Source organism: Rhizobium mongolense USDA 1844 (assembly GCF_000419765.1).
GTDB classification, from domain to species: Bacteria; Pseudomonadota; Alphaproteobacteria; order Rhizobiales; family Rhizobiaceae; genus Rhizobium; species Rhizobium mongolense.
The window spans coordinates 261954-276429 of record NZ_ATTQ01000008.1 but is presented as its reverse complement, the minus strand read 5'-3'; the positions used below and the strand labels follow the sequence as shown (position 1 = coordinate 276429).

Sequence of the window (14476 nt, the reverse complement as noted above, 5' to 3'; positions counted from 1 at the left end):
GGTTCAGTTCTTCGGGCCGACGAGGGAGGCGACCGCGTGGGACGCCAGTTTCAGGCGTTGGCGTACGACGGCGCGGCCGAGGATCGCCATGGAATCGAAGAGCGGCAGCGAGCGCGATGAGCCGGAGACGGCGACGAAAAGCGGTGCGACGACCACCTTCAGCTTCTTGCCCATGCGCTCGGCAACGGCGCGCAGCTCGGCTTCGATCGACTCGACGTTCCATTCAAGGATCTTTTCGAGGTCCGGCTGCACCGTGTTGAGGATTTCCAAAATCTCTTCCGGCGGCGACTTGATCTTGACAAAGGCGGATGGATCAAGATTCAGGTCCGACTTGAACAGGAAGCCCGTGAGGTCCGGCAGTTCGCCAAGCTTGGCGATGCGCGACTGCGAGAGCGCAAGACCGGCCCTCAGGCGATCGTTTTCCATCGCCCATTGCAGGACACGGTGCTGGAACTGTTCTTCCGAAAGCTTCTCGCGGATCCAGCGGCCGTTCAGCCAATCGAGCTTCTGGATGTCGAAGATCGCGCCGGCCTTGGAGAGGTTCTCCGGGTCGAATTTTTCGGCGAGCTCGTCCATCGTCATCAGCTCTTCGCCTTCAGCGATCTGGACGAAGAAGAGGCCGAGGAAGTTCATCAGCGCCTCGGGGATATAGCCGAGCGCGGTGTAATAGGAGATCGAGGTTGGGTTCTTGCGCTTCGACAGCTTTGACTTGTCGGCATTGCGCATGAGCGACAGGTGCATGAACACCGGTGGCTCGAGGCCGAGATACCGGTAGATCAGGATGTGCTTTGGAACCGAAGCCAGCCATTCCTCGCCGCGGGCGACATGGGTGATCTTCATCAGGTAGTCGTCAACGACATTTGCCATATGATAGGTCGGCATGCCGTCAGCCTTCAAGAGGACCTGCATGTCGACCGCATCCCACGGGATTTCGACGTCGCCATAGACCCCGTCGGTGAACTTGCAGGAGCCTTCGGTCGGGATCTTCATGCGCACGACGGAGGGTTCGCCTGCTGCCATGCGTGAGGTGACTTCTTCTGCCGAGAGGTTCAGGCAGTGTCCGTCATATTTCGGCGGCAGGTTTGCGGCGCGTTGCGCCTCGCGCATCTTTTCCAGACGCTCCGGCGAGCAGAAACAGCGGAAACCGTGGCCGGCAGCAACGATCTTTTCGACATACTCGCCGTAGATATGCTTGCGGTCGCTCTGGCGGTACGGGCCATGGGGCCCGCCGATGTCGGGGCCTTCCGACCACTTCAGGCCGCACCATTTCAGCGCATCCAGGACCTTCTTTTCGAATTCCGGGGTCGAGCGCGTGGCATCGGTATCTTCGATGCGCAGAATGAACTCGCCGCCGTGCTTCTTGGCGAAAAGATAATTGAAGAGAGCGATGTATGCGGTCCCGACATGCGGCTCGCCAGTCGGCGAGGGAGCGATTCGGACGCGGACGCCGGAAGCTGTCATTTTATGTGCCCGTCAAATGAATGCCGGACGGCTTTCCTGCGAAAGCGACGTTCGGCGGGAAGAATGCAGATCACTGGATCAGGAAACCGGCCGGATAAGGGCATTCTGCCCTATTCATCCGCCGATTGTCCGTTTGGCTGGCCTTAAGGCCATATTCGACCGCGCACGTCAAGGAAAATGGGGACCGGGCACTCAAAGCGCAGGCCAAACATAAAGAAGCACGGGCACGCTCACCACGATGATGATGAAGGATAGTGGAAGGCCCAGGCGAGGGTAATCGCTGAAGCGGTAGCCGCCGGGGCCGAAAACCAGCGTATTGCATTGATGGCCGATTGGCGTGAGGAAGTCGCAGCCGGCGCCAATGGCAACCGCCATCAGGAAAGCTTCCGGTTTGTAATGGAGGGCCTCAGCGAAACTCGCCGCGATCGGTCCCATGACAAGGACTGTGGCGGCATTATTGAGGAACGGCGTCACTGCCATGGCGGTCACCAGCATCAACGCCAGAGCGCCGAATGGCGGCATATGGGCAGCGAAATCGCCGAGCCATCCGGCAATCAGATCGCTGGCGCCCGTGGTGCGGAGCGTATCGGATACCGGGATCAGCGCTGCAAGCATGATCAGGATCGGCGCATCGAGCGACTTATAGACATCGACGAGCGGGATCACGCGAAAGACGACCATGGCCAGCGCTGCGCAGAAAAAGGCGACCGAAACCGGCGTCAGGCCAGCGGCAGTCACACCCATGGCGGCAGCGAGGATCAGAAGGGGCACATAGCCTCGGCGTGGCGTGCCAAGCATGATGTCACGCTGGGCAAGAGGAAGGCAGGAAAATTCCTGCAGGAAGGCAGGCAGGTTCCTGCGGCTTCCCTGAAGTAGGAGAACGTCGCCGGCCCGAAGCGTCACCTCGCTCAGCCGCTCGGTGAGCTTGTGGCCCTGCCGACTGACGGCGAGAAGGTTGACCCGCCGCCGGTTCCACAGCGAGAGCTGGCGCGCGGACAGGCCGATCAGCATCGATTCCGCGGTGATGACGGCCTCGATCGACACGAGATTGCCTTCCGCCCGCGCTTCCGGGATGGGCTTTCCGGAGAGCTTCAGCTTCGCATGGGTCACCACGCGATCGAGTGCATCCGGCACGCCTTCCAGCAATATCGTATCGCCGGCCTTCAGCATCACGTCGGGAAAAGGCGACATGCGGGAGTGGCCGCGCAGGATCGCTGTCGCCACGACTTCGCCGTCGCCGAGTTTAAGGAGTTCGTTCAGCTTCTTGCCGTCGAAGTTCGATCCTTCGACAACCGTCGCCTCCGAGAAATAGGTTTTGAGGTCGAGCGCCTCCTCGAGCGAGGGATTCTCGTTCTGCCGTTCCGGCACCAGCCAATGGAAGAAGATCAAGAAGACGACGCCGACGAGGGTCAGGGTCGCGCCGACAGGCGTGAAATCGAACATGGTGAAGGGCGCACCGGTGATCTCCTCGCGCAAGCGCGATACGACGATATTGGGCGAAGTGCCTATCTGCGTCATCAAGCCGCCGAGCAGTGCAGCAAAACTCATCGGCATCAAATAGAGCGATGGTGATTTGCCGGTTTTCCTGGCGAACTGGAAGGCGACCGGAATCATGATCGCCAGAGCGCCGATATTCTTGATGAAGGCAGAGAGCACTGCAACAACGATAAGCAACAGGGCGAGTTGGAGATGCGGCTTGTCCAGATTGGGAAAGAAGCGCTTGATCGCCATGTCGACGATCCCCGAGCGGGCGACCCCGGTGCTGACGACGAGCGCGCTACCGACGATGATGACGATGTCGTCTCCGAAGCCGGAAAACGCCTTGCCGAAAGGAACGAGACCAGCTGCAACCGCAAGAACGAGGGCGCAACAGGCCACAATGTCGTAGCGAAACCGGTCCCAGATGAAGATTGCCATCATCAGGCCGATCACGCCGAAGGAAAGGATCTGTTGGGTTGTCATACCGCTCCGGAGGTTTGGGCTGATTGCCGGATGATACTTGTACGCTTTCCTGGACCAATCAATGTCGCGCAGGATGCAAAGTCCTATCCTTCACCTCGCCGGGCGCAAATGAACTTTTCCAGCATCTCGCCGGACAGGGGGTGTCGTCGCTACGCGCACATTTCGCGGTCGCCGCCGTTTCGGACATCACGGCAGACGATCGGCGGCTGGTGTCGGCGATCACAGGGAACTCGCCAGGGGGCCGGCTGAACCAAAAGAAAAGGGCGCGTTTTGTCGCGCCCCCCGTGTAAATCTCGTCAATGCCCGCTAACTTTCTTCCGCATTCGGGCATTTCTTGCAAACATGTTCAGCACTTCAACGAGCGCCGAGAAGGCCATGGCGGCATAGACATAGCCCTTCGGTACATGGAACCCCATGCCGTCGGCGATGAGTGTAGTGCCGATCATCAGCAGGAAGGCCAGCGCCAGCATGACGATCGTCGGGTTCTTCTCGATGAAATTTGCAAGCGGCGTGGCGGCGACCAGCATGACGGTGACGGCGGCGATGACGGCGATGACCATGATCGGCAGGTGCGGGGTCATGCCGACGGCGGTGATGATGCTGTCCACCGAGAAGACAAGGTCGAGCAGCAGGATCTGGCCGATCGCCGCCGCAAAGCCCGTCGTCGCCGAACTCGCGATGAAATCCTCGTTGTGATCCTCCGGATCGACACTGTGGTGAATTTCCTTGGTGGCCTTCCATACGAGGAACAGACCGCCGGCGATCAAGATCATGTCCTTCCAAGAGAAGCCATGACCGAAAGCCTCGAAGACAGGTGTGGTGAGCTGGACGATCCAGGCCACGGTACCAAGCAATGCAAGACGCATGATGAGGGCGAGGCTGATACCCACTTTACGAGCTTTATCACGATGCTCGACCGGCAGCTTGTTGGTGAGAATGGAAATGAAGATCAGGTTGTCGATGCCGAGGACGACTTCCATGACAACCAGGGTCACCAGAGCCACCCAGGCTGCCGGATCCTGAACGAGCATGACGATATCTTGCATAAGCTATATTCCCTCGCGCCATAGAATCTGACGCCCGCAATTTAAGGTGAAGGCGCCAAGAAACAAGCGCGCAGGGGAATATACGAAAGCGGGAAGGCTTTTATTCCTTAACCGGTATCCAGATTTCCGTGATGCCCATGCCGGTATGGGGATCGAAACGCTCGTCGTAACGTTCGAACATGTCTGGCATCTCGCCGTGCTGCAGAGCCGAGGAGGGGAACCATGTCCCGAAGATATGATGCATCGTTGCCGCAATAGCGGAGACGTGACCGCGATGGGTGAAGACACTTTCAGCGTCGTAAATCCCTCCGGCAGGTCGCCGGCATCTGTGACTTCGGCACCTGCCATATAACGGAACGTTTCGGTTTCTCCTTCGATATGTGTGCAGATGCCATAGGCGGCATTGCCGCGCTGGCCGGAAATATTGCCGAAATAAGAGTTGAATTTCTGCCAAAGTGAGGGGATCGCGGCATTGTCGCCGTAGCCATAGGCCTCTTGCAGTCCGGCAAACAGCATTGGCGGCAGGGTTTCGAAGCGGGGTTCTTCAAGTTCGTTGAGGCGTGCGGGGTGCATTTTGAGCGGCTCCACTAAAGCGAGGTTGCGGACGTGCCCCTGCTTGCGAATCGCGTCCGGCGTGATGCCGAACTGGTCGCGGAAGGCACGGGTGAAAGCCTCGTGCGAGCCGTAACTCGCGCCGAGGGCAACCTCGAGGATGCTCGATGAACTGCCGATCAGGGCCAATGCGGCGGTGCTCAGCCGACGGCCGCGAAGATAGCCGCTGATCGAGTGGCCGGTGACGAGTCCGAAGACGCGCGACAGATGATAGCGCGACAGACCTGCGGCATCCGAGATATCGTCCAGCGAGATATCGCTGGCGGAATGGCTTTCAATAAACCAAATCGCCCGTCCAATGGCACTCATGCGCACTTCCTTGGTTGCGGTCTCCTGATTAGAGTAAAACCGGCAAGCAGGTTTGATCGCTATTGCTGGATTCTAGCGCAACGCCGAAAGAAATCGAAAACGTTCAGGCTGGCCGGTTCTGGCTAACGCCATAGGCAGCAAGGAAGACGCGGATCGCACCGCGGATGATGCGGCTCATCTCCTCCTCGGACGGAGGACCCGCCATGTCGCCCAAGAGGCGCAGCTTGAAGAAGCCTCCGCCGCATAGTTCCAGGAACTGGCGAGCGGCAAGCTCGACATCTTCGATCACAAAATGCCCGGCGGCGACCTGCGTCTTCAGATAGTCGGTGAGGACGGTCCGGATGTTTTCGGGGCCGGTAAAGAAGCGTTGACAGAGGTGCGGCATGCGGTCGCGCACTCCGATGACGGTGCGTATTGCATTGATGACCTTTTCTTCGGTTGTGTGCCGGACGAAGGTCATGCCGAAATCATAAAGAGCCGTGTCCGGATCGGGATTGGCATTGAGGGCCGCACGCACGCTGGCGACAAAAGCGGCGCGCTCGGTCTCCATCATCGCGGTAAAAAGCTCTTCCTTGTTGGCGAAGTAGACATAAAGCGTTCCTTTCGAAACACCAGCCTCGCGCGTCACGTCGTTCATGCTCGCGGCATCGAAGCCGAGTTTCATGAAGACACGCTTCGCCCCTTCAAGAATCTGCCTGCGCTTTGTCGGATCCTCTCCTGCCGCCCATCGGCCGCTTGCAGCCGGGGCTTCGACCGTATCTTTGAAGATCTCTGTCATTGTCTCCTTAACCACGTTCGCAGGTGCGAACATTCTTTAACAAAATCGAACCGCCTGGTTCGATATAACTTGATATGACTTTAAAAAGGCCTTAAGTCAACTGAACCGAACCGTTCAGTTCGATCAATGTCACTCGATTTACCGGTCTTTGCTCATGTCGTCTAACCAGAAAACGAATGTCGCCCGCATTGTCAGCGATTCCGCAAGGGACGAGACGGTGCCGGACGCCGTTGTCCCGGCCGAACCGGCGACCGCCGAAGCTCCGCGTGCCCCTCAGACTGCTCCCGATACGCAGACCGCTCCAGCTGAAAAGAAGAAGCGCCGCAGCCTGGTGCTACCGATCGTGGCGCTCGCTATTCTTGCCGGAGGTGCATCATACGGCTACGAGTGGTGGACGAACGGCCGTTTCATGGTCTCGACCGACGACGCCTATATCGAAGGCGATATCGCAACGATCTCGCCAAAGGTCACCGGCTATGTTGCGAAGGTTAATGTTGTCGCCAACCAGCAGGTGAAGGCCGGGGACGTGCTCGCCACGCTCGACAACGGCGATTATCAAAACGCCCTCGATCAGGCCGAGGCCCAGATCGCCACGGAGAAGCTGTCGCTGAGCCGCATCGACGCGCAGATCGAAGGAGCCAAGGCAGCGCTTGCTCAGGCCCAGGCCTCCAAGGTGGCTCTCGAGGCGGCAGTCCGTGGCGCCGAGATCACACAGAAGCGCCAGGCGGACCTCCAGGCGAAGTCGGTCGGCACGACGGCCGATCTCGACACTGCCAATATTGCTCTCGACCAGGCCAAGGCCAATCTCGTCGGCGGCGACGCCAACATCAAGTCGGCGGAAGCAAATGTCACCATCCTCGAGGCGCAGCGCAGGGAAGCCGAAGGTTCGGTCCGTACGCTCGAGCTTCAGCGGGACAAGGCAGCCCGCGATCTGTCCTTCACGATCCTCAAGGCACCGTATGATGGCGTCGTCGGCAACCGCTCTGTTCAGGAAGGCGATCTCGTTTCGCCCGGCCAGCGCCTGATGGCACTCGTTCCGGTGCGTCAGCTGTTCATCGACGCCAACTTCAAGGAAACGCAGATCCAGCACCTGGTTCCGGGTTCGAAGGTCAACGTGCATGTCGATGCTTATGACGACCATCCGATCGTCGGCACCGTCGAGTCGATTTCGCCGGCCTCCGGCTCCGTCTTCTCGCTACTACCGCCGGAAAATGCGACGGGCAATTTCACCAAGATCATCCAGCGCGTCCCGGTCCGCATTGGGCTGCCTCAAGATGCGCTTGACAGCGGCCGCTTGCGCGCCGGCCTGAGCGTCGTCGTCGATGTCGATACCCGCACGGCGCCCGATACAGGGCACGCAGCAAAGTGACCAGCCAGCCGGAGTAGGCCAATGGCTACCACCGCTACAACAGGCGCCATTCCGGTCGCCGGTTCCGAGGAGCGAATGGACCCGCGCAAGCTCATCGCATTCTTTGCGATGGTGCTTGGCATGTTCATGTCGATCCTCGACATCCAGATCGTCTCCGCATCGCTCGCGGAAATCCAAGCCGGCCTTTCTGCCGGCTCGGATGAGATCGGTTGGGTGCAGACGTCCTACCTGATTGCGGAAGTGATCATGATTCCGCTGTCGGGAACGCTCGCTCGCATCATCTCGACACGCTATCTTTTCGCTATTTCCGCTGCTGGTTTCACGCTGTCGAGCGTGCTCTGCGCAACGGCAACGAACATCGATCAGATGATCGCTTACCGCGCCATCCAGGGCTTCATCGGCGGCGGTATGATTCCGTCCGTCTTCGCGGCCGCCTTTACCATCTTCCCACCGTCGAAGCGCAGTATCGTCTCGCCTATCATCGGCCTGATCGCCACCCTTGCGCCGACCATCGGCCCGACCGTCGGCGGTTATCTCAGCCATGCCTTCTCGTGGCACTGGCTGTTTCTCGTCAACGTCATTCCCGGTATCCTGGTCGCCACCATCACCTGGAATTTCATCGATTTCGACAAGCCGGAACTGTCGCTCTTCAGGAAGTTCGACTGGTGGGGCCTTATCTCCATGGGCGTTTTCCTCGGTGCGCTGGAATATGTGCTGGAGGAAGGCAATTCGAACGACTGGTTCAACGACAGTTATATCGTCGCCGGCGCTGTAGCTTCTGCGGCAGGCGCGATCATCTTCTTCTATCGCGCTTTCACCGTGGACTTCCCCGTCGTCGACCTCAGGGCCTTTACCAACAGGAATTTCTCCTTCGGTTCGGTGTTCTCATTCGTCATGGGGATCGGGCTATACGGCCTTACCTATATCTATCCGGTCTATCTGGGGCGCATCCGCGGTTACGACTCGCTGATGATCGGCGAGACCATGTTTGTCTCCGGGCTTGCGATGTTCTTCACTGCGCCGATTGCCGGCCGGCTGTCGACGAAGATGGACCTTCGCCTGATGATGGTGATCGGCTTTACCAGCTTCGCGGCCGGCACCTTCGTCATGACCCATCTGACGGACGACTGGGATTTCTACGAGCTCTTCATCCCGCAGATCCTGCGCGGGTTCGGGCTCATGATGTGCATGGTGCCGATCAACAACATCGCGCTCGGCACGATGCCGCCTTCACGTATCCGTGGTGCCTCCGGTCTGTTCAACCTCACTCGTAACCTCGGCGGGGCAGTTGGCCTTGCGGTGATCAACACCGTTCTCTCCAACCGTCAGGACGTGCACTACGAGCGGCTGCGGGAAAACATGGATTGGGGTAATCCGGCCGCGATCGACCAGATGAACAACCTGACTGCCAACTTCAATTCCTATGGCTTGGACGGTGCTTCGGCCGCGATCAAGCAGATGGTCGGGCTTGCCACCCAACAGGCGATCATTCTCTCCTTCAGCGACGTATTCCTGATCCTGACCGTACTGTTCATGGCCATGATCCTCGGGGTCGCGATGATCAAGAAACCGGCACCCCAGGGCGGCGGCGGTGGCAGCGGAGGCCACTGAGCGTTCGAAGAAACGAAGTGACGGCCGGCTTGGGAGACCATGCCGGCCTTTTTTCTGGGTGCCCGACAGCCGTTTGAATTTTTTGATTTACGTACATCAAATTTGGCGATAATGGTTTCATCAGGAGGAGCGATGAGGCCTACAGTTCATGATATCGCCGCTGCAGCGGGGGTCAGTTTGGCGACCGTTGACCGCGTGCTGAACCAGCGCCCCGGTGTCCGCCGCATCACGCGCGAAAAAGTGGAAACGGCAATCCGCGAGATCGGCTATGTGCGCGATGTTGCCGCCGCCAACCTCGCCAAGAGCCGCACCTATCCGCTGGTTTTCATCCTGCCTGCCTCAGACAATTCCTTCATGCACGGGCTGCACGCCGAGATCCGCGAAGCGATGATCCGTTCGCCGTCCGAGAGGACGAGTATTCGCACGGTGGAAGTTGCCGCCTTCAATCCGGCCGCTCTGGTTACGGCGCTCGAAAAGCTTGCCGATGAACGCCCCGCCGGGGTTGCGCTTGTCGCCACCGATGCACCTGAGGTAGTCGCTGCGGTCGACAAGCTGGTGACCGACGGCATTCCTGTCGTCACGCTTGTTTCAGACCTCACCGGTTCGCGCCGGCATCATTATGCGGGTGTCGACAACATCGCTGCCGGAAGAACCGCAGCGCGTCTTCTCGGACGCTTTCTTGGTGATGCCAAGGGCGAGGTGGCGGTGCTTGCCGGCTCCATGCTGGTGCGCGACCATCGCGAGCGGCTGGAAGGCTTTGCCGCGCTGATGGCGCAGGAATTTCCGAAACTTTCCATCCTGCCCGTCCTCGAAGGCCGCGACGATCCGGAACTGGCGCATATGCTCGTCGCCGACGTCTTGTCCAAGCATGAGCGGGTGATTGGCATCTACAGCCTAGGGGCCGGCAACCGTGGACTTGTCAGGGCGCTGAAGGAGAGAGCCTCGAGCCGCCCGCTGACAGTCGTCGCCCATGAATTGACCGTCCATACGCGCGCAGCCCTCATCGACGGCACGATCGATGCGATCCTCAACCAGAACGCCGGCCATGAGGTCCGCAGTGCAATCCGGGTTCTCAAAGCAAAGGCCGACGGGCTTGCCGTCATCGACGCGCAGGAGCGGATCCGGCTCGACATATTCCTGAAAGACAATCTGCCGTAACGGCAAGGAGAATGACATGTATCTGGGTCTCGATCTCGGAACCTCGGGCGTCAAGGCGATGCTCATCGACGGCGATCAGAAGATCATCGGCTCGGCGAATGGTTCGCTCGATGTTTCGCGGCCGCATTCGGGCTGGTCGCAACAAGAACCGTCGCATTGGATTCGCGCAACGGAGGAGGCTGTTGCGGGCTTGAAAGCGAAACACCCGAAAGAGCTAGCGGCCGTCAAAGGCGTAGGCCTTTCGGGCCAGATGCATGGCGCGACGCTGCTCGATGCCGACGATAGGGTGCTGCGTCCCTGCATTCTCTGGAACGATACGCGTTCTTATGTCGAGGCAGCGGCGCTGGATGCCGATCCAAAATTCCGCAAGCTGACGGGTAACATCGTCTTTCCCGGGTTTACCGCACCGAAACTTGCCTGGGTCGCCAAGCATGAGCCCGGAATTTTCGCCAAGGTCGCCAAGGTGCTGCTGCCGAAGGACTACCTGCGGCTCTGGCTGACGGGCGAGCACATTTCCGAAATGTCGGATTCTGCCGGTACGTCCTGGCTCGATACCGGCAAACGCAAATGGTCGTCGGAGCTTCTTGCCGCGACGGGTCTCGACGAAAAGCAGATGCCCGCGCTGGTGGAAGGCACGGCGCAGGCAGGAAAGCTGCGCGGCGAAATCGCCGCCAAGTGGGGTATTGCAGGCGATGCTGTCGTTGCCGGCGGGGCAGGGGACAATGCAGCGTCTGCCTGCGGCATGGGCACGGTCAGCGATGGCGCGGCCTTTGTCTCGCTCGGCACGTCCGGCGTTCTCTTCGCGGCGAATGCCGCCTACCTGCCGAAGCCAGAGAGTGCGGTCCATGCATTCTGCCACGCACTACCCAACACCTGGCATCAGATGGGCGTCATCCTCTCGGCCACCGATGCGTTGAACTGGCATTCGAACGCCACCGGCAAATCCGCTGCCGATCTCGCGAACGAACTCGGCGAGACGCTGAAGGCACCCTCTGGTGTCACTTTTCTTCCTTATCTTTCGGGCGAACGCACGCCGCACAATGATGCCGTCATCCGTGGCGCCTTCATCGGCCTCGAGCATGAGAGCAATCGGGTTGTGCTGACACAGGCGGTGCTCGAAGGTGTGTCTTTCGCAATCCGCGATAACCTCGAAGCGCTCCGTTCGGCAGGCACCGATATATCCCGCGTCACCGCCATCGGCGGCGGCTCGCGCTCGCACTATTGGCTGGCGTCGATCGCAACGGCGCTCGGCGTTCCGGTCGATCTGCCCGCCGACGGCGATTTCGGCGCGGCCTTCGGGGCGGCGCGGCTTGGGCTGATCGCGGCGACAGGCGCCGAGCCGGTTTCAGTCTGCACGCCGCCGAAGACGGCAAAAACGATCGAGCCGGTCGCGGCTTTGAGTGGTGCCTATGAGGATGCCTACAGGCGTTATCGGGCTCTTTATCCCGCGATTAAATCGGTGGCGCATTGAGGTTGAGGCTGCCCTCGTCCGCCTGCCGGAACCTTCTCCCCGCTGGGGAGAAAGGACTTTCGGCGGCGCCTTGCCCCCGCTCTCGCTAGCGGGGAGAGGGCAAGGTGAGGGGCGCCTGGCTGCTAACCAACAAGAGTGAAACCCAAGGAGACAAGACAATGAGCACCGGATTTTTCGGCGATATCCAGAAAGTGAAATATGAAGGCCCGGACAGCACCAATCCGCTCGCCTTCCGCCACTACCAACCCGACGAAATTGTCATGGGCAAGCGCATGGAAGACCACCTGCGCTTTGCGGTTGCCTACTGGCATACCTTCACCTGGCCGGGTGGCGATCCCTTCGGCGGCCAGACCTTCCTGCGTCCCTGGTTCGAAGATACGATGAAGGCAGCGAAATTGAAGGCCGACGTTGCCTTCGAATTCTTCCAGCTGCTCGGCGCGCCCTATTATTGCTTCCACGACGCCGACGTTCGCCCGGAAGGCAACAACTTTGCCGAGAACACGAAGAACCTCAACGAGATTGTCGACTATTTTGCCGAAAAGCAGGCTGCGACCGGTGTCAAGCTGCTTTGGGGCACGGCGAACCTCTTCTCGAACCGCCGATTCATGTCGGGTGCCGCGACCAATCCGGATCCGGATGTCTTTGCATTTTCGGCGGCGACGGTGAAGACCTGCATGGATGCGACCCAGAAGCTCGGCGGCGAAAACTACGTGCTTTGGGGTGGCCGCGAAGGCTATGAGACGCTGCTCAACACCGACCTCAAGCGCGAGCTCGATCAGCTCGGCCGTTTCCTCAATCTCGTCGTCGAATACAAGCACAAGATCGGCTTCAAGGGCACCATCCTCATCGAGCCAAAACCGCAGGAGCCGACCAAGCACCAGTACGACTACGACGTCGCGACCGTATACGGCTTCCTGAAGAGGAACGGCCTGGAAAATGAGGTGAAGGTCAATATCGAGCAGGGCCACGCGATCCTCGCCGGCCATTCCTTCGAGCACGAGCTGGCGCTTGCCAATGCGCTCGGCATCTTCGGCTCGATTGACATGAACCGCAACGATTACCAATCGGGGTGGGATACCGACCAGTTCCCGAACAACGTCCCTGAAATGGCGCTGGCCTATTACCACGTCCTAGCAGGCGGCGGCTTCAGGACCGGCGGCACGAACTTCGATTCCAAGTTGCGCCGCCAGTCGCTCGATCCGGAGGACCTGCTGATCGGCCATATCGGCGGCATGGATTGCTGCGCTCGCGGTCTTAAGGCGGCGGCCAGGATGATAGAGGACAGGGCGCTCTCCAAACCGCTCGAGGATCGTTATGCCGGCTGGAACGCCCCCGAAGGCCAGAAGCTCTTGCGCGGCGAATACTCGCTGGAGCAGATCGCAGAGTGGGTTGAAAGCAAGAACATCAACCCGCAGCCGAAATCCGGCAAGCAGGAACTGCTGGAAAACGTCGTCAACCGCTACGTTTAAGCAATGCCGGCCGGCGGCAGCTTTCACTCGGCTGCCGCCGTCGTCCTTCTTACTTCCTTATCCAGTTGCGCGAGGGCGCAGAGACCGAGTTGCGGACCACCAGATCGGGTCTGAGCAGGATTTCCGTCTCGGTGGGCTGACCGTCCGACAGCAGTTCGAGCAGGAGCGCCATGGCATGCTTGCCGATGGCGGTGCGTGGCTGGCGGATCGTCGTCAGCGAGGGTGACATGAAGACGGCTTGAGGCACGTCGTCGAAGCCGGTCACGGAAAAATCCCGAGGGATATCGTAGCCGCGCGCGCCGAGTCCGATCATCACACCGATGGCGGTCTGGTCGTTGACGCACATGAAGGCCGTCGGCAGGGTGTCGCGCATAAAAAGCTGTTCGACCGCCAGGCGGCCGCTTTCAATCGTGCCGTCGCCTTCGAAGACAATTCGAAGGTCCGGACTGACGCCAGCGGCATCCAATCCGGCTTCATAACCCATGCGCCGCCGGCTGTAGGCGAGGCGGGTGCGCGAATCGCCGATGAAGGCAATCTTCCGATGGCCCTCGGCAATCAGCAGGTCGACGGCCTTGCGGGCGCCCGCGATGTCGTCCACGCCGACATAGGGAATGCCGCCGTTGAAGACCGGTTCGAAGACGCCGACGCTGGGCGGCAGGCGCGCGGTCATGGTCTGGTGGCCGAAGGGCAGGATGCCGGTGAAGAGGATCAGCCCGGCCGCCTGATTGGAATTCAGGAACTTCAGATATTCGAGACTGCGTTGCGCATCATTCTGCGTATGGCCGATGAGGATGCCGTAGCCGTGCGCGCGGGCTTCATTCTCCAATCCGACCAGGATGTTGGAGAAATTCGGGTCGCCGATGTCGGGCGCGACGACGAGAATCATGTTCGAGCGGCCGAGCCGCAGGCTGCGCGCCATCGCATTCGTCGTGTAGCCGGTGATGGCGATTGCCTGGTTGACCTTGAGGCGTGTCGAGTTCGCGACCTTCTCGGGCATATGGATCGCGCGGGAGACCGTTGCAATCGAAACCTGGGCAATTCGGGCGACGTCTTCGATTGTTGCGGGCGTGGAATTCGACACTGCGCTCTGCCTTGGGTCTCGTCTTGACCGGGACACTACACAGACTTCCCCGAAGGTCAAAGGCGACGCTGAAAAATTCTCATGTATGCAATGATGTAAACCTTTACATCGCTAATGTAAAGGTTTACACAGTCGCATAAAGCGGACGG

10 protein-coding genes and 1 pseudogene are annotated in these 14476 nt (G+C 59.8%); 5 read left to right on the top strand and 6 right to left on the bottom strand.

The window, feature by feature from the left end; translation table 11 throughout:
- Nucleotides 1-3: 3 nt before the first annotated feature.
- The 5 genes and pseudogenes from gltX to A3C3_RS0117850 form a co-directional block, all read right to left on the bottom strand.
- Nucleotides 4-1461 carry a glutamate--tRNA ligase gene (gltX, locus tag A3C3_RS0117870; protein ID WP_022715947.1) on the bottom strand — a complete coding sequence of 486 codons (1458 nt, stop codon included), beginning with the start codon at nt 1459-1461 and terminating at the stop codon, nt 4-6.
- Nucleotides 1462-1653: 192 nt separating this feature from the next.
- Entirely contained in the window at nt 1654-3423 is a 1770-nt protein-coding gene (locus tag A3C3_RS0117865; RefSeq protein ID WP_022715946.1) for an SLC13 family permease, read from the bottom strand.
- Between the two features lie 296 nt (nt 3424-3719).
- The gene (locus A3C3_RS0117860) at nt 3720-4469 is read right to left on the bottom strand and encodes a TerC family protein (protein ID WP_022715945.1); all 750 of its coding nucleotides are present in this window, start codon (nt 4467-4469) and stop codon (nt 3720-3722) included.
- A 100-nt stretch (nt 4470-4569) separates the two neighbouring features.
- Nucleotides 4570-5390 (bottom strand): annotated as a pseudogene (locus A3C3_RS41625) (GyrI-like domain-containing protein).
- A 103-nt stretch (nt 5391-5493) separates the two neighbouring features.
- Nucleotides 5494-6168 carry a TetR/AcrR family transcriptional regulator gene (locus A3C3_RS0117850; RefSeq protein WP_022715944.1) on the bottom strand — a complete coding sequence of 225 codons (675 nt, stop codon included), beginning with the start codon at nt 6166-6168 and terminating at the stop codon, nt 5494-5496.
- Nucleotides 6169-6322: 154 nt separating this feature from the next.
- On the opposite strand from A3C3_RS0117850, the gene A3C3_RS0117845 reads away from it, so the two are divergent.
- The 5 genes from A3C3_RS0117845 (at nt 6323) to xylA (ending at nt 13246) form a co-directional block, all read left to right on the top strand.
- A complete protein-coding gene (locus A3C3_RS0117845; protein ID WP_022715943.1) occupies nt 6323-7537 on the top strand; it encodes an HlyD family secretion protein in 1215 nt (404 codons plus the stop codon).
- A gap of 21 nt (nt 7538-7558) precedes the next feature.
- Complete coding sequence (locus A3C3_RS0117840; protein WP_022715942.1) at nt 7559-9148, top strand: DHA2 family efflux MFS transporter permease subunit; 1590 nt, start codon at nt 7559-7561, stop codon at nt 9146-9148.
- A gap of 132 nt (nt 9149-9280) precedes the next feature.
- Complete coding sequence (locus A3C3_RS0117835) at nt 9281-10306, top strand: LacI family DNA-binding transcriptional regulator (RefSeq protein ID WP_022715941.1); 1026 nt, start codon at nt 9281-9283, stop codon at nt 10304-10306.
- A gap of 16 nt (nt 10307-10322) precedes the next feature.
- Complete coding sequence (xylB, locus tag A3C3_RS0117830; protein WP_022715940.1) at nt 10323-11777, top strand: xylulokinase; 1455 nt, start codon at nt 10323-10325, stop codon at nt 11775-11777.
- Between the two features lie 158 nt (nt 11778-11935).
- Entirely contained in the window at nt 11936-13246 is a 1311-nt protein-coding gene (xylA, locus tag A3C3_RS0117825) for a xylose isomerase (RefSeq protein WP_022715939.1), read from the top strand.
- A 49-nt stretch (nt 13247-13295) separates the two neighbouring features.
- Here the strand turns inward: xylA and A3C3_RS0117820 are convergent, their stop codons facing one another.
- On the bottom strand, nt 13296-14327 hold the full coding sequence (locus tag A3C3_RS0117820; protein ID WP_022715938.1) for a LacI family DNA-binding transcriptional regulator: 1032 nt from the start codon (nt 14325-14327) through the stop codon (nt 13296-13298).
- Between the last annotated feature and the right edge of the window lie 149 nt (nt 14328-14476).